Genomic DNA, 21597 nt, shown 5'->3' on the forward strand with positions numbered 1-21597 from the left:
TTTGAGGCAGATGCGATAGCCTATTTTATTTGTTTGCTGGTCGGAATAGAAGGATTTTGGCCTTGCACCGAGAATACGATACGTACTACCATGGCAGGGCGAACATCGCTCGCCTCTCTATGGTTTACCAAGTGGAGGTGCGGTTGTATATGAGAAAAATGGCTCTTGCCCTTGTTTCCGCAGCTTTAATCGCAGCGCTGACCGCATGCGGCGGCAAAGAAAACGGTGCCGCTCCGGCAGCAACGCTCTCCCCGAGCGCCAAGCCGACGGCGTCTGTAACGCCCGCTTCATCCGGCAGCTCCCCTACGGCGAGCTCGTCGCCATCGGCGTCCCCGTCGGCGGCGGCTTCGTCAGCGCCTTCTGCCAGCGCATCCGCACAGCCTTCCGCAAGCGCCAAACCGGCCGCGCCCTCGGCTTCGCCTGCGGCAACCGCAGCGTCAACGGCCGCCCCGTCGCCAAGTACGGCACCGACCGCTCAGCCGGCAACGAAGGCGCCGGAGGTCCAGCCGTCCGCCAGCGCCACTCCTAAAGCAGATCCTGCCGAAGCGGCGCAAGCTTTGTTTAAACAAAGCTGCACGGGCTGCCATGGAGTCGATCTGAGCGGCAAAAGCGGGCCGAATCTGCAGAAAATCGGCGCCAGCCTGTCCAAGGACAAAATTGCCGAGCAAATCTTGAACGGCGGCAGTAAAATGCCCGGCTTTAAAGGGAAACTAAAAGACGACGAGATTAGCTCTCTTGCAGAATGGCTTGCAGCCAAAAAATAAGTAAATCATACCGGTCTCTTCTTGCGGATTGCTGCAAACACTTCCGATGAATGAGCGTCGCGGCGATGGTTATGCTAACCATGAAGGCGGAATCCTTTCCGCTCAAGGCGATGAAAGCCGCTCCAGGGCGGTCACTCAAGGAGGAAACGCAGCATGAACAACAAGTCTAAAGCGATGCTCGTCGCGTTGCTGCTATGCGCTATTATGGCCAGCGGCTGCGGCAAGAAAAGCGAACCGGCCAAGAGCCCTTCGCCGTCTCCGGGCGCGACGGCCGGAATAACGGGAAGTCCATCCCCTTCCCCGGGCGGGTCTGCGGGCACAGTCGATGCGCAAGCGGTCTACAAGCAAAATTGCATCAGCTGCCACGGCGATAATCTGCAAGGGAAAATGGGTCCGAACACCGATATTTCCAAGGTGGGCACGAAGCTATCCAAGGACAAAATCGTCAATCAAATTTCGAACGGCGGCGGCGGCATGATGGCATTCAAAGGAAAACTGAAGGACGAGGAAATCAACGCCCTTGCCGATTGGCTAGCTGCCAAAAAGTAATCGCCCCGCAAAAAGGCAAACACCCGCATCGCCGGAAACGGCGATGCGGGTGTTTGCCTTTTTGGCTTATCCGGTTTCTAAGTATACGTTACCCAGTCCAGCGACTCGCCTTCCTGCGCATGCCCATGTGAAGAGACGCTTTGCTCAGGTGCAGTCATATCCTCTTGCCGCAAGCAGTCCAAAAACCAATCCCAATCCGGCAGATGCGGAACCGAGCTGCCGGTGCGCTCCGATTGCTCCAAGCGGGATCACCTCCAGAGAACGGGTATCCTTATCGTTCCAGCCCGTTCCTAGCATGTCCCTTCCGGCAGCCCGTTATGCGGCAAGCACGATTCGCCGCCCCGCTTCCTTCCGGAACCGTTAATCGATCCGCTCCGCCACCGCATAGGCGCCGGCCGTATCCCTGCTGTGCGTAATGCTGAGATGTATGCGGAATCCCGCGCCGAATGCAAGCCGCTCAGAGGCGGCAGCCGAAAGCCGCACTTCCGGTTTGCCCAGAGCGTCCGGCAGCACCTCGATATCTTGAAAGCCGACGGCCTTTCCAACTCCGCAGCCAAGCGCTTTAACGACGGCTTCCTTCGCGGCGAACCGCCCGGCTACAAACTCCGTGAGCCGTCCCGTTCTAGGCGCAGCGGCTTGTCCGGCCGAGCTTGCTTCATGCCAAGCGGCCATCGCCTCCGGGATGGAGACGCCGAGCCGTTTTTCGAGCAGCTCCCTCTCCCCGGGCGTCAGCACCCGTTCGATAAAGCGTTCCCCTGAGGCTTGCCGCAGCAGCCTGCCTACACGGTCAATATTCAGCAAATCGATGCCTACTCCGATAATCAACGCAATCATTCCCGATAGTAAAGTGACCGGCCTTATCCCGGCTTTGGCTACCTCCCGAATTTCTCTAGGGTGCCGGCCGTTTGACGGATCAGGCGGATTTATCACCAGTGTACCCGATTCGGACGCAATTTGCACCGGGGCAGCGCGTTGTGCTCAAACGAGCAACGGCGTTACGCTTTCCCTCCGTTGTCGAATAGCTGACCAAGACCGTATCCCAGCCTAGGATTTGCAGCTATATAGAGAGAGGCCGTCAGCAAGGCAAGATCGATCTCATAGCCCGCCGATTTACCGTCGCCCAGAAGGCCTGCAGGCAGTTTGACCGTCACGATCGCCCCAACCATAATGACGGCAAAGGCAATTGCAGCCCAGCGCGAGCCTAGCCCGACGATCAATGCCGCTCCGCCCAGCATCTCCACATAAGCGACCAAAAAGGCCAAGAAAGGCGGCAGCCCGACGCTTCCGAACCAGCTTGAAATATTGTCCAGCCCGCTTTCCAGCTTATCGATACCATGAGCAAGAAATATAATGCCGACCACGACCCTCATCAACGTAAAAAACAAGCTTTGCTTCACCATACGATCACCCCTAACCTATATTTTATAACTTACTAATTGTAAGTATATTACCTTATAAAACTTACTTATGTCAAGTTGCTTATTAAAAGTTTTTTACCGAGAACGGGGCACGCCTCGTTCGTCTTCCTCCGCGCGCACAAAAAAACCGTTCCAACGGCTGCAGGCCGTCAAAACGGTTTCCTCTACTATGCTTAACGCTTGAACAATTCCAGGTAGCCGGACAGGGTACCCGCCGCCGATTCTTCGATGCCGATGCTGCGAACCGATGCAAGAGGTATCAGGTGTTTGACTTGCCCGCTGCGTTCCGCGTAAGTAAACACTTGTGCGCTCCGGTCGAAAGCTACGATCATGCCGATCAATTCGTTCTCGCCCGCGCCGATCGTTACCGTCGTTTGTTCGGCTATCAGCCGGTCCATGATTGCGCTGAATGATTGCTCCATTCGGTTCCCCTCCAATAGGTCGGCCTTCGCCGCCGCGATTGTTAAGCTCTTTAATGCCGCATGATGAGTTCGATTTGGCTTAGATGCCCGGAATCGGTGAGCGCTTATGCTCGGTTTTCAAGTACTGCTTCTCGAGCTTTTCTTTGGCAGCCGGATCGATCTCCTTGCCTTCCAGATAGCTGCTGTTATCGCCGTAGGTAATGCCGAGCTCGTTCTCATCCGTTTGCCCGTCCCACAGGCCGGCGGTCGGGGCTTTGTCGAGCACGCTTTGCGGAACGCCTAGATGAGAAGCCAGCTGGCGTACTTGCCGCTTATTAAGCGAACTGAGCGGGGTAATGTCGACGGCGCCGTCTCCGTATTTCGTGAAAAATCCGGTGATCGCTTCCGAAGCATGATCCGTTCCGACGACTAGCAAATTAAGCTCGAACGCGAGCGCATACTGGACGACCATACGGGTGCGGGCTTTCACGTTGCCTTTGCCTCCGCGGCTCAAATGCTTGTGGATCCCGATCGACTTTAGTGCGAATTCGGATTCGAGCACCGTTTCGTTAACCGCTTCCTCGATGTTCGTTTCCACCTTCTTGTCCAGCTTGAAGGCTTCAGCCACCGCGTAGCTGTCGGAAATATCGACCTGCTCCCCGTAAGGCTGGAAAACGCCGAGCGTGATGTACTCCTTGCCGGTTTCCGCCGTCAGCTCGTCGGTCGCTTTTTTGCAAAGTCCGGTCGCCACTGCGCTGTCGATGCCGCCGCTAATGGCGATGAGCAGCCCGCTCGTTCCGGATTTGAGCACATATTCCTTCAAGAAGTCAATCCGCTTGCGAATTTCCGCATCCGCATCGATTTCCGGCTTGACTCCAAGCCGGTTGATAATGTCCTGCTGTAAGCTCATCGTCTCTCCACCTCTTTTGCGTGCAATCGTTTCTCCCTTGATTATACCGCTTTTATCCGTACAAGGAAAATAAAACAACTCCACTCCGGCCTCCGGTGACGGCACTAGCCGCCCTACGCCTTTTCGGGCAAAAACGACTACGCGAGCACTTTGTCGAACAACCGCGTTTGCGGGGTAGATCTATCGTTCCGACTTGGCAAGGATAAACGCCTACCGGCGTCTTTTGACGCTGGCGTTTACCGTAGGTGGAGAGCCGCAACCGAGGATATGAAAAACACCTTGAGGCGTCCTTGATGTACGATTTACGTCTGCGCGTGGGAGAGGGGGACGGGTATGGGATTCCAGCCACTCTTCCACCCCATACCCGCCTCCTCTTCTCACCTTCCCTGCTTTCTGTTACGTCTTGGTCTTGGTTACCTACCGGTCTTCCAGCCGGTATTCATTGCCATGAACACGGATGTTCTTATCCAGACGGAACGTAGATGCGTGATTTGCCGCATCCACTCTCGATTTCATAGCCAAGCGGAACTGCAGTACGTTATTCGCCTCATTTTGAATCATACACTGGCGTTTTGCCGGAAATAACGTACTCTCGTTCCGCTACAAAAAAGACCGTCCCCGGGCCACGACTCATGGCTCCAGGGACAGTATCTCCGCAATCCGTATAATGTACCTTCAGCTAGACGGCGCTGTCCGCCACCCGTTCCTCGATTTGCAAACTTAGCGTCTCCTCGTTCTCGAGGCCCGCCCAATACAGCTTCAGCTCCTGGTTCAGCTCGGCCAGCTCCGTCGCGTTGATCCCAAGGTCCGTGAAATACCGGAAGCAAGGCATCGTCTCGCGGAACAGCGAGAACCGGGACGGCCTGTAGCGCTGCTCCTCACCGACCCACTCCGCCGCCAGCTTGCGAGCCGGCAAGCTGTACGTCTGCTGCCGGATAAACAGCTGGGACTGGTAGGAGGTCAGGAACTCGACCAGCTTGACGGCCGCATCCTTCACTTGCGAATGACGATACACGGCTAACCCCGTATTCAAGAGCAGCGTAAGCGGCGTGCCAAGATGAGGGACCGGCGCGATATCAAAAGGAAGCTCTTCGCCGAGCAGATAATTCAAATAAAAATAACTGGTCATAATCATCGATACTTTGCCTTTGGCGAGCAGTCGCTCGGATTCGCCGGTCGTCACGCCTTCCGACAAGTACGGAATGCTATGCTTCATTTCTTTGCTGTACCGGAGAGCATCCATCATCGGCGTGCCGGACAGCCTGATTCTGCCGTCGGCGTTCCGCTCGAACTTGGCGCCCGCCTGAAGCAGCAGAAGCGGCCAGCGGTTCGGCGAGTACAGATCGCAATGGAAGCCGAGCCGTTCGTTCGGAATCGCCAGCTTGCCGGCGTTCTCGATCAGATCCTGCCACTGCCAGCTGCTATCCGGCTCAGGCAGATTGGCCTCCTGAAAATGACTCCGGTTATAGCAAAGAATAAGCGGCGAGAATATGAACGGCTGCACGAGCTGCCGCCCGTCCTTCGCCATAAACGCATCCGACAGAAAAGGATACGTAGCCGGATTCCGCTGCGTAGGTTCCAGCAAATCGCCGTTATCGATCTCAAGAAATTCCTGAAAATTCGTGTAGTTCATCATCACGACGTCCAGAATGCCGCCGGTCAAATAGTTGTGAATATAGGAGTAGCTATATCCCGACAACGGCACGGCCTGCACCCGGATATGCGGATTCTCTTTATGGAACAGGGACAACAGCCTTAAAATGTCCGCTTCACCGGTAACGGAAGTGTGGAAGCCAAGCTTCACGGTGACGAACGACCCTTCGGGCTGTCCCACCACTTTCGTCCCGACTCGAGGAATTTTCTCGATCAGCCCTTCCGAGACCAATACGTCGAGTCCCTTGCGAACCGACTGGTTGCTCAGGTTATATTGCTCTGCGAACGCTTTTTCGGAGGGCAAGTATTCGCCGGCCGTTCGTTTTCCCATCAAAATCTCTTCCCGCAGCAGGCTGACGAGATCGCCGAGCCGTGTTCGGGATGTTTTGCGACTATTCCGTTTGTCCATTTTAAGACCTCATTCTTCATGCTATAGGCCGAATCGTTTGCATAGCGGAAAATGCTGCTCCGCATGCCGTTAAATGTTATTATAGCAACCGTCTGCCATCTAATGTCAATAGAGCCCGCTTAAGAGGGTAAGATGTCCCGCAGCGGTTCAGAACGACTACTTAAACGTCAAGTTGCCTTCGCTATGCTTGATCATGCCGGATTCCTTCGGCAGCGACGAACGATCGACGCTTTCTTCGATACAGGAGGCCATGAATAAATACCGGCCATCTTCGCCGAACCCGCCGCCCGCAACCTCGTATTTGCCGCCGATAAACCGCGACCCGACCGCCTTTACTCGATGTTTGCCTCCGGCTATATGAAAATGCGCGGTGTCTTCATCTCCCGCGGTGCTGGTAACATCTCCGAAGCTCCAAGTTACCTTGTTGTCCGGCTCCGCGCTTTTCAAGAACGCCTTCTCGGCATTCGTACCGCTAAACTGAGCCCCGCCGCCGATCGTGACGGATTGCTGCCGCTTACCCGCCGCTTCCGCGTCCCAAGCTCCCGCCAGCACGATTCCGCAATTGCGGAGGCCGCCGCCTTGCATGAAAATTTCTTTGCTTTTCACTTGCAAGCTGCCAGCTTCCTGCGAAGCGCCTTCGAACCAGCTGTTGATCAAGACGAGACGGTCGATGCTGCCGATGCTCACCCGATCGACGGCATTGAATCTGCAGTTCTGCATCACGACTTCCGACGCAACGGGCCGGTAGCCGACATCCGTATTTGCTGCCGGTCTGGCTATTTCTATGTCGTTCACCGTGCCGAACGTGCAGTTGTCCAGCACATTCCTTCTGACGGAACGGGCCGAGCTTTGCGAGAGCGTCACCGTTTTTTGCGCGGTGCAGCCTTTCATTTGCAGCCCGTCCGCATTTGCCCATATAGCCCCGGAATACGGATTCCCTTCCTTGACGAAAACATGAACGTCCTCAAGCGTCAGATCGGTCAGCTTCTTGTGCGCGACGACCCAGCAAGCCGTATGCTTCTGAACCTTAATCCGCTTTGCGCTGTCACCCCAGTGGGTGCCGCTGTTGGCGAAAGACAGCAGACCGGAGTTGCCGACGAACGTCAGGTCGTGCTCGAACTGGCCGTGCGTCACGAACGGACCGTAATCGTCTCCGTCGCTGTGGCAGTTCTCGACCATACAGTAGGCCGCGCAAGTGAAATCGTTCAGATGGCGGGCGTTGCTCGCGTTGCAATCCCGAATATGCCCGTACAGCACATTGAGCTGCTGGGTCAAATAACCGGTTCCGCCCCAGTCGCGCTCCACCGGATTGATCAGCTCGCAGCGTTCCGTCACGAAGTAGGTGCAGTACCGGCGCTGAATGACCGGCCAAAACACATGAATCGCATGGATTCCGGAAACGTCGCAGCTAACCGCAAACTCGTACGCGATCGGGTTCGAACCGATCTGGTCCCACGTTTCAAACGGCCGGACGCTGGTTGAAGTACTCGGGGGCACCGGTACGCCTTTGAATTTCATATTCCGGACACTACAGCGCTCGACCGGATTCATTTTCTTGTAGGTGATTTCGCGTCCCGCCTCGATCGTCCAGCCCAGCTTATAGTTGACCCGAACATGTGTGGCATCGACGATTTCCGTCACCTTCAAGAGATAGTCCAGCTCGCGCTGCGCCTTGCCCTCCGGGCGGTTCGCGATCCGGGCGATCCACCAATCCTCCACTTGAAAGGCAGAGGAATCGGCGACCTCGAGTACATCCGCCAGCTCCGCAAGATCTGTGCTCAACCGTAGCGTTTGCGTATCGCCGGTCTCCGTCCCTTGAAAGAAGATAACGGCTCCGAACGGGTTATCCCTCGTATTTAAGGCGATACCTTCCGTCGTAACCGTATGTCCGTGAAAATCGAATTCCAGATTGCTGCGATGAAACGTATGCCGGCGCACGAAGTTCAGGTCCGTATGGGCTTCGATCCGGCGAATCGTAAGATCGTCCGCCATCGCGTCCATCGCATCGTCCGCAGGAACGGCCGCACCGAAGATCCCGAACCAGCGAAAATCCGCCACGCCGTTATGCACCGCTTCCCACCGGCCGTTCGCGTCAGCGCCCGCTCCTGCGGATGCCGGATCGTGAACCGTACCGCCGTTATCGGGCTTCCGGCTGTCCGCCGCCCAGCGCACCAGCTTCGCGCCGCCGTCGCCGCTCTCGAAATAACCGCCTACCTGGACTAGCAAGCCGTCCTGCAGCAGGTTCGCCGAGAGCGCCAGCAGCTCCTTCACACTCGCGGCCTGCAGCAACCGGCGGCCTTGCGGGACGCCCTGCAGCTGAAGATCGTCCATATGTTCCTTCGTGCCTTCGTTGTTTGGAAACATGGTTTAACAGCTCGTTTCTTTAACCAAGATAAACGCTTAACGGCGTCCTTTGACGCCGTGCGTTTGCCGAACGATGAACAATCATCGAGATATACTTTCTGAATCGTTAAAAAATTGATAGGGTGTATGAGTACTAGTATACCGTAAAGCCGCTTAGGTTAGTGCGATCGTTAAGTTGCCTGTGCTGTGTTTAATCGTTGCGGTTTCGGCCGGCAAGGAGGAACGATCGACGCCTTCCTCGATGCAAGAGGTCAAGCTGAAATAGTTGCTGTTGCCCGATCCGCTATTTTTAACGGTGTATTTACCGCCGATAAAGCGTGATCCTTGAATCCTCGCTTTATGCGTACCGCCTTCGATATGGAAATGCGACGTTGCCGCATCCGCCGTAGAGCTCGTAAGCTCTCCGAAGTTCCATGTAATCACATTGTCCGCAGCCACGCTTTTCAGGAAAGCCTTCTCCGGATTGGTGCCGCTGAACGACGCACCGCCTTCAACCGTGATCCATTGGTCGATTTTGTTTTTCGCATTGTTGACGTCGCCGTTCTTGTCCCATGCACCGGTGAACAAGAAACAGCAATCGACGAGGCCGCCGCCCCGCATGATTACTTCGCGAGTACCGACTTTGACCGTACCGCCCGTGCCGGGCAAGCCTTTGAACCAAGTGTTGATCAGCGTCAGCTTGTTGATCGATCCGAGGTTGACGTCTTCCACGTTGAAGAATTCGCTGTTGATAATCGTCAGTTCCCCGTTGCTTGGCGTATAGCCGACCTGCGTCGTGCCTGAACGGATCGGACGGGCAATCTCATAGCCCTTCAGCATGCCGAAGGAACAGGTGTCGATGATGTTTACTTTTTTGCCGCGGGACGAACCTTTCGAGATCGTCACCATTTCCTGCGCCGTACAGTTTCTCATAACCAATCCGTCCATGTTGACCCAGATCGATCCCGAGTTCGCCATCTTCGTGCCCGGCTTCGTGTACGTTACTACGGCATGGCAGTCTTCCAGCGTCAAATCCGTGATTCGTTTCATTGCCACGATCCGCGAAGCAATGTGCTTCTTGACCGTGATCCGCTTCGCGCTATCGCCCCATGTCGTGCCGCTGTTCGCGAACGACAGTAAGCCCGAGTTCCCGATATACGTAATGTCATGCTCGTACTGGCCATGCGTAACATACGGACCGTACTCGTCGCCGTCGCCGTGGCAGTTCTCGACCATACAGTACGCCGCGCACGTGAAGTCGTTCAAGTGACGGGCGTTGCTCGTATTGCAGTCCCTAACATGCCCGTAAAGTACGTTGATCTGCTGAGTCAGGTAACCCGTACCGCCCCAGTCGCGCTCCTCCGGGTTCATCAGCTGGCAGCGTTCCGTTACATAGTGCGTGCAGTAGCGGCGCATAACGACCGGCCAAAATACCGCCGTCGCTTGGATGCCTGATGCATCACATTCAACCGCAAATTCATAAGCAACAGGATTCGTTCCTTCCTGATCCCAGGTCGGGTAAGGTCTCAGGCTTGTGCCGTTGACCGACACCGGAATGCCGGTAAAGCCCATGTTTCTTACGTTACAGCGAAATGCCGGGTTCACTTGCTTATACGTGATTTCGCGGCCTTTAGCCAGCAGCCAGCCGGATTTATAGTTCAAGCGGATATGGGTTTTGTCGAAAATCTCGGTAACCTTGACCAGGTAGTCCAGCTCTTTTTGCTGACCGCCGGCCGGGTTGTTTTTGATTTGCGCGTGCCACCAGCTGCCTACGCTGAAGATGGACGAGTCGGCTACTTCAAAAATGTCCGAGTACTCGATAACGTCCTCCGACAACGTAACCTTCTGCGTTAGGCCGGTCAGCGTGCCTTGGAAGAACATAACCGCGCCGAACGGATTGTCGATAGTATTCAATTCGGCTCCGATCGTCGTGACCATATGACCGTGGAAATCCACTTCAATATCACTGCGGTGGAATACGTTCCGCTTCACGAAGTTCAAGTTGGAGTGCGCTTCCACACGATGGATCGACAAATCGTTTACCATCGCGTCCAGCGCGGCATCTGCGTTCTTCGTTGCATCAAAAATGCCGAACCAACGGAAGTCTGCAACGCCGTTATGCACCACTTCGAAACGACCGATATAGCCGCCGTCGACAAAACGCATTTCGGAATTGTTCGCACTTTGCACCCATCTGGCATCTCCGAGACTATACGGGTCATGCACCGTCCCGCCGTTATCAGGTTTAGAACTAGCTTCCACCCAACGTACAAGCTTGCCGCCTCCGTCGCCGCTTTGGTAGTAGCCGTTTACATAAACATGCAAACCATCCTTGAACAAACCGCGGGGAAGCTTTAGAAGTTCAGCCACGTTCGCAACCTGCAACACTTTATCACGCCCGTTGCCGTTAGATTGCGGGCTATCGGCAAATGCGAGCTGCGAAGCGATTGCGCTACCCGCGAGCATTGCGCCGCCGATGCCAAGCGTTTTCAGCATCGTTCTTCTGCTGACATTCTCCTTGTCGCTGCTGGATTCATTGTCCTTCAAGCCGGAGTCCTTCAGAACGTCAAGCTTTTCCTTGCTTTTATCATGAAACATCGTCATCTGCTCCTTTTTGCAAAAGGGATCGTGTATGCATTTACACCTACCGGCCAGGCAGATGTAAATACACACTCCTAACAGTTGTCGTACCTTGGGGCTATCAATCTGCCGATTAAATCGTTAGGTTGCCCTCGCTATGCTTGATCGTGGCGGTTTCCGCCGGAAGCGAGGAGCGGTCGACGCCTTCCTCGATGCAGGATGTCATGAATAAATAATTGCTGTTGCCAAATCCGCCGTTAGAAGTAACGTATTTGCCGCCTTTAAAATTGGAACGAATCGCCTTCAGCTTGTGCGTGCCGCCTTCGATATGGAAATGAGCCGTATCCGAGGTGCCAGCCGTACTGGTAACGTTTCCGAAAGTCCAAGTAATCACATTGTCCGTAGCAACGCTTTTCAGGAATGCTTTGTCCGGATTCGTGCCGCTGAACGAAGCGCCTCCGTCGACCGTAATCCATTGGTCGATCTTGCCCTTCGCATTGTTAACGTCCCCTACTTTATCCCAAGCGCCGGTGAACAGGAAGCAGCAATCGACGAGGCCTCCGCCCTGCATGGTGACTTCGCGGGTACCGACCTTTACCGTGCCGCCCGTGCCCGGCAAGCCTTTGAACCAAGTGTTGATCAGTGTCAGCTTGTTGATCGAGCCGAGGTTGACGTCTTCCACGTTGAAGAACTCGCTGTTGATAATCGTCAGTTCTCCGTTGCTTGGCGTATAGCCGACCTGCGTCGTGCCTGTACGAATCGGACGGGCAATCTCATAGCCCTTCAGCATGCCGAAGGAACAGGTGTCGATGATGTTTACTTTTTTGCCGCGGGACGAACCTTTCGAGATCGTCACCATTTCTTGCGCCGTACAGTTTCTCATAACCAATCCGTCCATGTTGACCCAGATCGATCCCGAGTTCGCCATCTTCGTACCCGGCTTCGTGTACGTTACTACGGCATGACAGTCTTCCAGCGTCAAATCCGTGATTCGTTTCATTGCCACGATCCGCGAAGCAATGTGCTTCTTGACCGTGATCCGCTTCGCGCTATCGCCCCATGTCGTGCCGCTGTTCGCGAACGACAGCAAGCCCGAGTTCCCGATATACGTAATGTCATGCTCGTACTGGCCATGCGTTACATACGGACCGTACTCGTCGCCGTCGCCGTGGCAGTTCTCGACCATACAGTACGCCGCGCACGTGAAGTCGTTCAAGTGACGGGCGTTGCTCGTGTTACAATCCCGCACGTGTCCGTATAGCACGTTGATCTGCTGCGTCAGGTAGCCCGTACCGCCCCAATCGCGCTCCTCCGGGTTCATCAGCTGGCAGCGTTCCGTTACATAGTGCGTGCAGTAGCGGCGCATAACGACCGGCCAGAATACAGCCGTCGCTTGGATGCCGGAAGCATCGCATTCAACCGCAAATTCGTAAGCAACGGGGTTCGTTCCTTCCTGATCCCAGGTCGGGTAAGGTCTCAGGCTTGTGCCGTTGACCGACACCGGAATGCCGGTAAAGCGCATGTTTCTTACGTTACAGCGAAATGCCGGGTTCACTTGCTTATACGTGATTTCACGGCCTTTGGCCAGCAGCCAACCGGACTTATAGTTCAAGCGGATATGCGTTTTATCGAAAATCTCGGTAACCTTAACCAGATAATCCAGCTCTTTTTGCTGGCCGCCGGCCGGGTTGTTTTTGATTTGCGCATGCCACCAGCTGCCTACGCTGAAGATGGACGAGTCAGCTACTTCAAAAATGTCCGAGTACTCGATAACGTCCTCCGACAACGTAACCTTCTGCGTTACGCCGGTCAGCGTGCCTTGGAAGAACATAACCGCGCCGAACGGATTGTCGATAGTGTTCAATTCGGCTCCGATCGTCGTGACCATATGTCCCATGAAATCCACTTCGATATCGCTGCGGTGGAACACGTTGCGCTTCACGAAGTTCAAATCCGAGTGCGCTTCCACACGATGGATCGACAAATCGTTAACCATTGCGTTCAGCGCGGCGTCCGCATTCGGAGTCGTGCCGAACACACCGAACCAGCGAAAATCCGCTACGCCGTTGTGCACGACTTCAAAACGTCCCTTACCGCTTGCCGGTTGATGAACCGTTCCGCCGTTTCCTGCTTTTTGGCTGTCCGCTACGTAGCGAACAAGCTTACCGCCACCATCGCCGCTGGCGGCAAAACCTGCAACGTGAATTAGCAACCCGTCTTTGAGCTGCCCGGCCGGAAGGGCGGTTAATTCAGCCACATTCGCGACCTGCAGTACTTGATTCCCCCCGTTGCCGTTCGACGATTGCGGGCTATCCGCAAAAGCGAGCTGGGAGCCGAACGCGCTGCCGGCCAGCATGGCGCCGCCCAGCCCTAGCGTCTTCAGCACTTTCCTTCTGCTAACGGCTTCATTCGCCTTGCCATTGCCCTCATTATTCACGTTCGCAGCATTCGGCTTTCCCTTATTTCCATCAAGAAACATCGTTCAACAGCTCCTTTTCGTAAGGGGGTTAAGTTGGTGTCGTTGCTTATTTTTTATTGCGAATCTCCGGCGGCTGGAGGAAGTCGAAGTCGCAGCCCTCGTCTGCTTGGAGAACACGCTCCAGGAACAGCAGTCCGTACCCGCGGTCATACGCAGGAGCCGGTGCCTGCCACTTTTCTTTGCGCCGGCGGAGCGTTTCGTCGTCGACGTACAGCTCCAGCTTGCGCGCATCGATATCAAGCTCGATTTCGTCTCCGTCCTCGACGAGTGCCAGAGGTCCGCCTACCGCCGCTTCCGGCGCGGTGTGCACGATCAGGGCGCCGTATGAGGTACCGCTGATCCGAGCGTCGGAAATCCGCACCATATCGCGGACGCCTTTCAGCAAAAGCTTCTTCGGAATCGGAATTTGCCCGATTTCCGGCATCGCCGGAGCGCCCTTCGGTCCTGCGTTCTTCAGAACGAGCACGCAGCTTTCGTCAACGTCCAGGTTAGGATCGTCTACGCGATCGATCAAATCCTGCGGCGAGTTGAACACGACGGCGCGGCCGCGGTGCTTCTTGAGATGCTCGGATACGGCCGTTTGCTTGATCAGCGCGCCGTTAGGGGCAAGGTTTCCGCGCAATACCGCGATACCGCCTTGCGAACCTAGCGGCCGGTCGAGCGGAGCAATGAGCTCGCGGCTCGGAATCGTAACGTCCTTCAAATTTTCCCGGACGGTTTGACCGGTGACGGTCAGGCAATCGCCGTTCAGCATCGGCTCCAGTTCCTTCATCAGAGCGGGCACGCCGCCCGCCTCGAAGAACTCTTCCATCTGGTACTTGCCGGACGGACGAACGTTGAGGATAAACGGTGTCGTTGCGCTGATTTCGTCAAAACGCTCCAGCGGCAGCTTGTAACCGAGACGTCCCGCCATCGCCACCAAGTGAATGATCGCGTTGGTCGAGCCCGCGCATGCCATCGTCACGCGAATCGCGTTGTCGAGCGACGCCGGCGTGATGATGTCGCGCGGACGAATGTTGCGGCGCACGAGCTCGACGATCTGAATGCCCGTTGCTTCCGACATATGACGGCGGCGGGAATCCGGCGCGGGGATTGCGGCGCAGCCCGGAAGAGCCATGCCGAGCGCTTCGGCGATCGCCGCCATCGTGCTCGCCGTGCCCATAACCTGGCAGTGGCCGTCGCTGCGGCAAACCGAGTTCTCCGCATCGGAAAGCTGCTCGTCCGAAATGTTGCCCGCTTTATGCTCAAGCGTGAATCCGTAGCAATCCGTGCAAGCACCGAGCGAACGGCCGTTCATTCTGCCGTTCAGCATCGGCCCGCCCGTCAGGACAATTGCCGGAATGTTGGCGCTGATCGCAGCCATCAGCTGTGCCGGAACCGTTTTGTCGCAGCCGCCGATCAAGACGACGCCGTCGATCTGGTGACCCTTGATCATTTCCTCCGTGTCCATCGCCATAAGGTTGCGAAGCAGCATCGTCGTCGGCTTTACATACGGTTCGCCGATCGAAATCGTAGGAAACTCCATCGGCAAGCCGCCCGCCTGCCAAACGCCGCGCTTGACGTATTCGGTCAGCTCGCGAAAATGGGAATGGCATTTGTTCAGCTCGCTGAACGTGTTGGCAATACCGATTACCGGCTTCTTCAGATCGCCGTCCGTATAGCCCATCGATTTAGTAAAAGAACGGTGAATGAAGCCCCAAAAGCCCGGATCGTTAAAAAACTTCTCCCCGCGCAGCTGCTCCTCGCCGTTTGTTTCAGACTTCTTTTCTTGCTCCGCCATGTTCGTAAGTCCTCCTTGGGTGAGTTTTCTCTCTATTGAGATTACAGATCGCTTGCATTGGCCAGGTGACCGCCGTCGACGACAATCGTCGTGCCGGTAATATAGGAAGCCTCGTCGGAAGCCAAGAACAGGAAGGCATTCGCCACTTCCTCGATCGTCCCGAGTCTGCGCATCGGCGTTCGCTCGGTCAGATTCAGCGTTTCAGCGGACTTTTCCTTCAGCTCGCGGTCGAGCGGCGTATCGATGAAGCCCGGTGCCACCGCATTGACGCGGATGCCGTTCCCGGCTAAATCGGCGGCCATCGATTGCGTCAGCAGCACGACTCCGCCTTTGGAGGCGTTATAGTGGGCAAGCACGGCGCTGCCGGCCAGACCGTTCTTCGAGGCCATATTCACGATAGAGCCGCGAATCACGTTCGCGATCATCCGCTTTGCCATCCATTGGCTCAGCTGGAACGTCGCGTTCAGATTGACATCGATAATCTTCTGCCAACGCGATAACGGAATGTCGACGAACGATTCGCGCGTCGCGATTCCCGCATTGTTTATCAAAATATCGATGCCGTCCCAGCAGTCCCACGCGGCTTGCGCCGCCTGCTCTACCTGCTCCGGATCGCTCAAATCGCAAACGACCGTCGACACTTGAGCCGTTTTTCCCAGCTCGTTGGCGGCTCTGCGGATCGTACTTGCCGACTCCTCAAGCTGATCGGCGCGGAAGTCGAGCAGAACGACGCTTGCTCCCTCCAGCACGAATTTCTCGGCAATCCCTTGCCCAATACCTCTGGCGCTTCCGGTAATCAGCACCCGTTTTCCTTGTAAACGCATGTAGAAAGCCCTCCGATTCGTATTAGCGAGAAAGCATCCACACGGCCATACCTACGAACTTGCAGACCATATGTAAGTCTGACAGGATGGTTCTCCCGCGACATCATTTTCACTCCTACCGATCCTGCATACCTATCTCTCTACCGCAAAAAAACTCTCTAGTTTATCGTGCATAGTATGGAAGAAAGGCCAATGCTACGATTGGCCTTTCCCTCGTTTCGTACTGTGAAATCAGAACGCGATTTCGATTAGTTTTCCGATTTGAACGTGATGGTTTTGCCTTGTGCCGCCGAAGTAAGCGCAGCATAGTTTTCGAAGATCGCTTTACCGCCGTATTTATTCATCACTTCTTGACGGTACTCGCCCCATTTGGAAGCGTCTTTCTCTTTAAACAAGATTTGCGTATGGAACACGCTCATCTGTTTACGCAATGCGCCGATATCCATGCCTTCTTTAACGGTCAGAGCAGTTCCGACCGAAGGATTGATTTTGTAAGAACGGATTTTCTCAACGATTTTCTTGTCGCGATCGGTGATGTTCGGATCGATGATGTTAAGTCCGAATACTTCCGGTTTACGCGGTGTGAACCAGCCGTAAATTTCCAGGAAGTTGCCGTTGTCGGTAATGTCTTTCTTATACGCATCCTTGTTGACTTCGATTTTCTTGCCGTCTTTTTTGTAGTGGGTTCCTTCTTGGCCGTAACGGGTCATCAGGAAGCCTTCTTCGCTGGCGAGCCAATCAAGAATTTCGATCGAGCGTTGAATTTTAGCGTCGGACGATTTCGAGCTAAGCAGGAACGGGTTGCCTGGAATCGTTTCTACCCAAGTACCGGTTTTCTCCCAAGGGTGGAAAGGCTGCCAGTTAGCGTTAGTTTGACCGGCTTGCTTCGATTTCACTTGCAGACCTGCGGCATTGTTGTCGAACGCAATTTCTTTGCCTTGACCTACGACGATACCGGCTTTGCCTTGTGCCGCCTTGTCGTATTGCTGTCCAGCTTTGTTCAGGAACCAGTCCGGATCAACAACGCCCAAGTCGATCGTCTTCTTGATATCGTTCAATACATTGGTCATGCCGATATCGGTACGAACGTCGATAAATTTATCGTCTTTCACATACGTATCGCCGATAAAACCGTTTTTGAGGAACTCAGGGAAGTCCATCGAAACGTTAGCGCCGCCGCCTGCAGCCGTGAAGCCGTACGTATCGTTCTTGCCGTTGCCGTCCGGATCTTTGAATGTGAAAGCTTTCATGACTTCGATGAGTTCATCATAGTTGGTCGGCATCTTCAAGCCGAGCTTATCAAGCCAGTCTTGGCGGATGTAGAACGTACGGTACAGATCGGTTTCATACGGCACAGGGGCACGCATGAATTTACCTTGCACTTGATAGGTTTTGAGGTTGGCTTCCGTTACCCAATATTTGAAATAGTTAGGCATTTTGGCAGGCGTTACGATACCGGTCATGTCACGGGCAGCGCCGTCCGTAATGTACTTATTGGCATCTACGCCTTGTGAATAGAACACGTCCGGAATTTGGCCCGATGCGATCAGCGTGTTCAGTTTCGTTTGGTAATCGGTACCCATCGGCAAGTATGTCAATTTCATTTCAACGTTAAATTTCGATTCAATCGCTTTCTTCACAAAATCTTTATCCGCCGATGGCAGCTGGGACGTTGCGTCTGCGATTACCATCCAGTCCAATGTCAGCTTTTCTTTAGCAGCCGCGCTAGGCGATCCGCTTGCAGCGCCGCCGGACGGAGCCGGGGATGTAGCCGGTTTTTCTTCTTTTCCGCCGCATGCGGCAAGCACGAGGGACGAAGCCAGCAATACGGATGTTACCTTCGAGAACGTTTTCAAAAAAATGACCTCCCTATTCGTTTCGCATAATTGAGAATAACAACTTACTGAGAGAGCTACAAGTCAAAACGTTTGGTAAACGGAACTTCCACCTTCGAACTTTGATCGCTGCCGATCCGGATGCTTCCCGCCCGGCCGTCATCACCCCCAAGTAGAATAAACCGAAGCTATTTCGCCTTGCGGTAAAGCCGCTGCCGGGCTTTAGCCTTTAATGGCGCCCAGCAGCATGCCTTTCACAAAATACTTTTGAAGGAACGGGTATATGATAAGGACAGGAATGGTAGCTACTACGACGGTCGCCATCTTGATCGTCTCCGGCGGCAGCGCGTTAAGTGTAGACTGTGACACCGCTAGTTCTTGACTGACGGCAGGCGATTGAATCATGTTTCGCAGCACGACCTGAAGCGGATAAAGCGTGCGGTCGCTCAAATACATGATCCCGCCGAAATAGGCATTCCAGTGGCTGACCCCGTAGAATAACCCGAGCGTCGCCATGATCGGCATAGAGAGCGGAAGCACGATCCGGATCATCGTTCCGATATCGCCGCAGCCATCCACTTTCGCCGCTTCCTCGACTTCGCTAGGCAAGCCCTCGAAGTAGGTCTTCATAATCAACAAGTTAAAGGATGATACGAGCCCCGGAATGATAAGCGCCCAGAGCGTGTTCATCAATCCCGTTGCTTTGACCGTCATATAAGTCGGGATTAGACCGCCCGAGAACAGCATCGTGAATACGATTCCCATCAGGACGATGTTACGTCCCGGCAAAAATCTTTTGGACAGCGGGTAAGCAAGCATCGTCGTAATAGCCAGATTGAGCGCCGTGCCTACTACCGTGATGAAAACAGTAACCTGCAGCGCCTTAGGCACCGTGTTGCTGGAGAAGATCGTCTTGAAGGCGTCGAAGGTGACCGAAGTCGGCCATACGACGAAGCCCCCGTTTTTCAGCACCTCGGTATATGGGGTTAACGACATGACGATAACGAAATAAAGCGGAAATAATGTCGCCAAACAGAACAGTGTCAGGCCTGTATACAGGACGGCATCGACAACGCGATCCGATTTGGTTTTCTTTAATGCGATTGACATTTTGGCGATGCCTCCTTTACCAGATGCCGGACCCGCCGACTTTTTTGGACAGCTTGTTCGCGCCTAAGACGAGGACAAGACCGATGACTGATTTGAATACGCCCATCGCAGCCGGGACGCTGAACTCCATCTGCTCGATACCGCGCCGGAAAATCCAGGTGTCGAGAATGTCGCCTACATCGAGTACCCTGGCATTCAGGAAAATGTAGATTTGCTCGAAGCCGGCATCCATAATATGCCCGATTCGCAAAATTAACAATAGAATGAATACTTCGCGAATACCTGGGAGCGTAATATGCCACAACTGGCGCCAACGCCCTGCCCCGTCGACGACAGCAGCCTCGTATAGCTCGCCGTTAATCGTAGAAAGTGCAGCCAAATAAATGATGGCTCCATATCCGGTACTTTTCCAGATGTCCGTCGTAATAATCAACGACCGGAAGTAATCCGAATTGGTCAATACATCGAGCTGCCCCCAGCCCATATCCCGGAACCAAGTGGTGATCAGCCCCGCGCCAGGCGCAAAGAAGGAGAAGACAAGACCGTACACGATGATCCACGATAAGAAGTAAGGACCGTACGTAATCGTTTGAACGATCTTCTTAAACCATTGCGACCGTATTTCGTTCAAGATGAGCGCCAGCATGACGTCCGGCAGCATGTTGAACACGATCCGGTAAAAACTGATCAAGACGGTGTTCCTGATCAGAAGCGGAAAGTCCGGCGAGTTGAAAATGGTACGGAAATTTTCGAATCCGACCCACTCGCTCCCCCACATGCCCTTCATCAGGTTATACTTCTTGAACGCGATAATCAGGCCGAACATCGGAACGTATTGATAAATGATGTAATAGAGAATCCCCGGAACCATCAATAAGTAAAGCCATTTGTACCGGAGAAACGTTTTCCAAGCGCTTTTTTTAGGAAATTGGATCACGGGCGTCTCGGAAGCCGCCGTCCCGTTCGCTTGCATCGTCTCTTCACCTCCATAATTTTTCAGTTACACTCTTGATGTCGGGCATGGCGGCTTTTCTAAGCGTAACGTACGACGATTCCCATCGATTGCTGCGGCGCCTCCGCCAAGCTCTTATACATCGTCGGCAGACGGTCAAGCACGCACTCGTTCGTAATTAGCGGCGTTACATCGATTCGCTTGCCTTCCAGCAGCCGCAAAAACTCGCTCATATTGCGGCCCTCCGTCCAGCGCACGTAACCGACCGGGTAGTCGACGCCTTCCTGCTCGTAGGAAGACTCATAACGGCCCGGGCCGCCTGCGCGTGAAATATGAACGCTGGCTTCTTTGACGAACAGCAGGTCGCGATCGAATTCCGTACCGGTATCGCCTACGATAACGACGCGTCCGCGATCGCGAAGCCAGTGAAGACCTTGGTCGATCATGCTGTGCTTCCGGTTGCTTGCGCAGAGCAGAACGGCATCGGCGCCTTTGCAGGAAGGATCCGCTTGAATCGCCCGCTTCAGCTCTTCCTCGTTGCGGCAAGCCGTCGCGCCGATCGCTTCAAGCATTTGGCAGCGCTCTTCCATCAGTTCAAGACCGATAACCCGATAGCATGCGGCATGCGCGATACGGGCGATCATCTGTCCCAAGATTCCAAGCCCGGCTACGATAACCGTTTCGCCAAAACGAAGATCGGCTTGTCGAAGCGCATGTATGGCAATGGCCCCTATTCCGACGAAAGCCGCTTCTTCCGGCCGAACGCCATCGGGCACCGGCGCTACAAGATACTTCGGCAGAAGCAAGTATTCGCGGTGAGCGGGTACGCCGTAGCAGGCTACTCGTTGACCCGGCGACACATGAGTAACCCCTTCGCCGACTTCGACTACAATACCTGTCGCACTGTATCCCAACGGGGCATCATTTGAAGTATTGCCCGTGTTGCGAATCATCATCAGTTCGGTTCCGACGCTGACAGCCGAATAATCCGTTTTTACTTTCACGAATTGAGCGCGAACTCCAGGAATCGGAAGATCGGTCAATTCAGCCGCGCCATTGCGACCAATTACAGCTCTCATTATGCACAACCTCTTTCTGGTTTCGAACTAAGTTTATGGGATAAATTATTCGTATAACATATGAGTTTCTAATTTGTTTCTGGTTTGTTTTTTAATTATATAGGTCTATTGGAAGCGATGTCAACGGCGAATTTTTACACAAAAATTCTAAAGAACTATTGATCTTCCAGTAATTAAACCGCTTTCAAGAACATATGTTCCATTGTCTATATGTTGTCTCTAATGAAACATCAGCCCTTCCGCATGTGTCTCTGTGGTGTTTTTAAGCTTAATTGTCGATTTGTGATTTGATTCTGATGTTTAATAAATCAGGATTCTGAGTTATCGGTATAATTTTTCATCTCATTCGACTGCATTCGATCTTTTTCGACATAATTATCCAAAACCCCCTTCACCTTTTCTGGTTTATTTCCTATCAGCCTGGTTTGAATTCCTTTCACTCTATCCCGTTTTGGAGTGTGCAAAGCACGCTTTCAGTAGTTCTCCACACAGTGAAATGTCATTCTGGTTT

The 21597-nt window shown here is 54.1% G+C and carries 17 protein-coding genes; 2 read left to right on the top strand and 15 right to left on the bottom strand.

Translation table 11 applies throughout. The annotated features are described in order from the left end of the window. Positions 1-62: 62 nt before the first annotated feature. A complete protein-coding gene (locus tag ACKGJP_RS33650; protein ID WP_409343085.1) occupies positions 63-764 on the top strand; it encodes a c-type cytochrome in 702 nt (233 codons plus the stop codon). A gap of 153 nt (positions 765-917) precedes the next feature. After that, entirely contained in the window at positions 918-1313 is a 396-nt protein-coding gene (locus ACKGJP_RS33655) for a c-type cytochrome (protein ID WP_409343086.1), read from the top strand. Positions 1314-1390: 77 nt separating this feature from the next. On the opposite strand, the gene ACKGJP_RS33660 is transcribed toward ACKGJP_RS33655, so the two are convergent. From ACKGJP_RS33660 to ACKGJP_RS33730, 15 genes are all read right to left on the bottom strand, one after another. Beyond that, on the bottom strand, positions 1391-1555 hold the full coding sequence (locus ACKGJP_RS33660) for a hypothetical protein (RefSeq protein WP_409343087.1): 165 nt from the start codon (positions 1553-1555) through the stop codon (positions 1391-1393). A gap of 118 nt (positions 1556-1673) precedes the next feature. Next, positions 1674-2138 (bottom strand): holo-ACP synthase, encoded by a 465-nt coding sequence (gene acpS, locus ACKGJP_RS33665; protein WP_409343088.1) that lies wholly within the window; start codon positions 2136-2138, stop codon positions 1674-1676. A 170-nt stretch (positions 2139-2308) separates the two neighbouring features. Further along, entirely contained in the window at positions 2309-2713 is a 405-nt protein-coding gene (locus ACKGJP_RS33670) for a DoxX family protein (RefSeq protein WP_409343089.1), read from the bottom strand. A gap of 191 nt (positions 2714-2904) precedes the next feature. Further along, positions 2905-3153, bottom strand: a complete 249-nt coding sequence (locus ACKGJP_RS33675; protein WP_409343090.1) for a hypothetical protein — start codon at positions 3151-3153, stop codon at positions 2905-2907. A gap of 79 nt (positions 3154-3232) precedes the next feature. Continuing rightward, positions 3233-4042 (bottom strand): ammonia-dependent NAD(+) synthetase, encoded by an 810-nt coding sequence (gene nadE / locus ACKGJP_RS33680; protein WP_409343091.1) that lies wholly within the window; start codon positions 4040-4042, stop codon positions 3233-3235. A gap of 679 nt (positions 4043-4721) precedes the next feature. Then, positions 4722-6104: an extracellular solute-binding protein gene (locus tag ACKGJP_RS33685; RefSeq protein WP_409343092.1), complete on the bottom strand. Its 1383-nt coding sequence runs from the start codon at positions 6102-6104 to the stop codon at positions 4722-4724. Between the two features lie 156 nt (positions 6105-6260). Further along, complete coding sequence (locus ACKGJP_RS33690) at positions 6261-8468, bottom strand: hypothetical protein (protein WP_409343093.1); 2208 nt, start codon at positions 8466-8468, stop codon at positions 6261-6263. A gap of 153 nt (positions 8469-8621) precedes the next feature. Then, positions 8622-11045, bottom strand: a complete 2424-nt coding sequence (locus tag ACKGJP_RS33695; RefSeq protein ID WP_409343094.1) for a hypothetical protein — start codon at positions 11043-11045, stop codon at positions 8622-8624. Between the two features lie 115 nt (positions 11046-11160). Next, complete coding sequence (locus ACKGJP_RS33700) at positions 11161-13506, bottom strand: twin-arginine translocation signal domain-containing protein (protein ID WP_409343095.1); 2346 nt, start codon at positions 13504-13506, stop codon at positions 11161-11163. A 46-nt stretch (positions 13507-13552) separates the two neighbouring features. Next, positions 13553-15286, bottom strand: coding sequence for an IlvD/Edd family dehydratase (locus tag ACKGJP_RS33705; RefSeq protein ID WP_409343096.1), 1734 nt, complete (start codon positions 15284-15286; stop codon positions 13553-13555). 41 nt (positions 15287-15327) lie between these two features. Continuing rightward, positions 15328-16110, bottom strand: coding sequence for an SDR family NAD(P)-dependent oxidoreductase (locus tag ACKGJP_RS33710; RefSeq protein WP_409343097.1), 783 nt, complete (start codon positions 16108-16110; stop codon positions 15328-15330). Between the two features lie 248 nt (positions 16111-16358). Continuing rightward, the gene (locus tag ACKGJP_RS33715; protein ID WP_409343098.1) at positions 16359-17966 is read right to left on the bottom strand and encodes a hypothetical protein; all 1608 of its coding nucleotides are present in this window, start codon (positions 17964-17966) and stop codon (positions 16359-16361) included. A gap of 201 nt (positions 17967-18167) precedes the next feature. Further along, on the bottom strand, positions 18168-19055 hold the full coding sequence (locus ACKGJP_RS33720; RefSeq protein WP_409343099.1) for a carbohydrate ABC transporter permease: 888 nt from the start codon (positions 19053-19055) through the stop codon (positions 18168-18170). Between the two features lie 16 nt (positions 19056-19071). After that, positions 19072-20028 carry an ABC transporter permease gene (locus tag ACKGJP_RS33725; protein WP_409343100.1) on the bottom strand — a complete coding sequence of 319 codons (957 nt, stop codon included), beginning with the start codon at positions 20026-20028 and terminating at the stop codon, positions 19072-19074. Between the two features lie 59 nt (positions 20029-20087). Further along, positions 20088-21086 carry a zinc-dependent alcohol dehydrogenase gene (locus ACKGJP_RS33730; RefSeq protein ID WP_409343101.1) on the bottom strand — a complete coding sequence of 333 codons (999 nt, stop codon included), beginning with the start codon at positions 21084-21086 and terminating at the stop codon, positions 20088-20090. Positions 21087-21597 lie beyond the last annotated feature (511 nt).

Origin of the sequence: Paenibacillus litoralis (genome assembly GCF_046244365.1) — a bacterium.
Lineage (GTDB): Bacteria > Bacillota > Bacilli > Paenibacillales > NBRC-103111 > Paenibacillus_V.

Coding starts and splice junctions, on each gene's coding strand:
- ACKGJP_RS33695 (WP_409343094.1), bottom strand. CDS start 11,045: ATGTTTCATGATAAAAGCAAGGAAAAGCTTGACGTTCTGAAGGACTCC.
- ACKGJP_RS33710 (WP_409343097.1), bottom strand. CDS start 16,110: ATGCGTTTACAAGGAAAACGGGTGCTGATTACCGGAAGCGCCAGAGGT.
- ACKGJP_RS33730 (WP_409343101.1), bottom strand. CDS start 21,086: ATGAGAGCTGTAATTGGTCGCAATGGCGCGGCTGAATTGACCGATCTT.
- ACKGJP_RS33685 (WP_409343092.1), bottom strand. CDS start 6,104: ATGGACAAACGGAATAGTCGCAAAACATCCCGAACACGGCTCGGCGAT.
- ACKGJP_RS33700 (WP_409343095.1), bottom strand. CDS start 13,506: ATGTTTCTTGATGGAAATAAGGGAAAGCCGAATGCTGCGAACGTGAAT.
- ACKGJP_RS33720 (WP_409343099.1), bottom strand. CDS start 19,055: ATGTCAATCGCATTAAAGAAAACCAAATCGGATCGCGTTGTCGATGCC.
- nadE (WP_409343091.1), bottom strand. CDS start 4,042: ATGAGCTTACAGCAGGACATTATCAACCGGCTTGGAGTCAAGCCGGAA.
- ACKGJP_RS33675 (WP_409343090.1), bottom strand. CDS start 3,153: ATGGAGCAATCATTCAGCGCAATCATGGACCGGCTGATAGCCGAACAA.
- ACKGJP_RS33725 (WP_409343100.1), bottom strand. CDS start 20,028: ATGCAAGCGAACGGGACGGCGGCTTCCGAGACGCCCGTGATCCAATTT.
- ACKGJP_RS33690 (WP_409343093.1), bottom strand. CDS start 8,468: ATGTTTCCAAACAACGAAGGCACGAAGGAACATATGGACGATCTTCAG.
- ACKGJP_RS33670 (WP_409343089.1), bottom strand. CDS start 2,713: ATGGTGAAGCAAAGCTTGTTTTTTACGTTGATGAGGGTCGTGGTCGGC.
- ACKGJP_RS33655 (WP_409343086.1), top strand. CDS start 918: ATGAACAACAAGTCTAAAGCGATGCTCGTCGCGTTGCTGCTATGCGCT.
- ACKGJP_RS33705 (WP_409343096.1), bottom strand. CDS start 15,286: ATGGCGGAGCAAGAAAAGAAGTCTGAAACAAACGGCGAGGAGCAGCTG.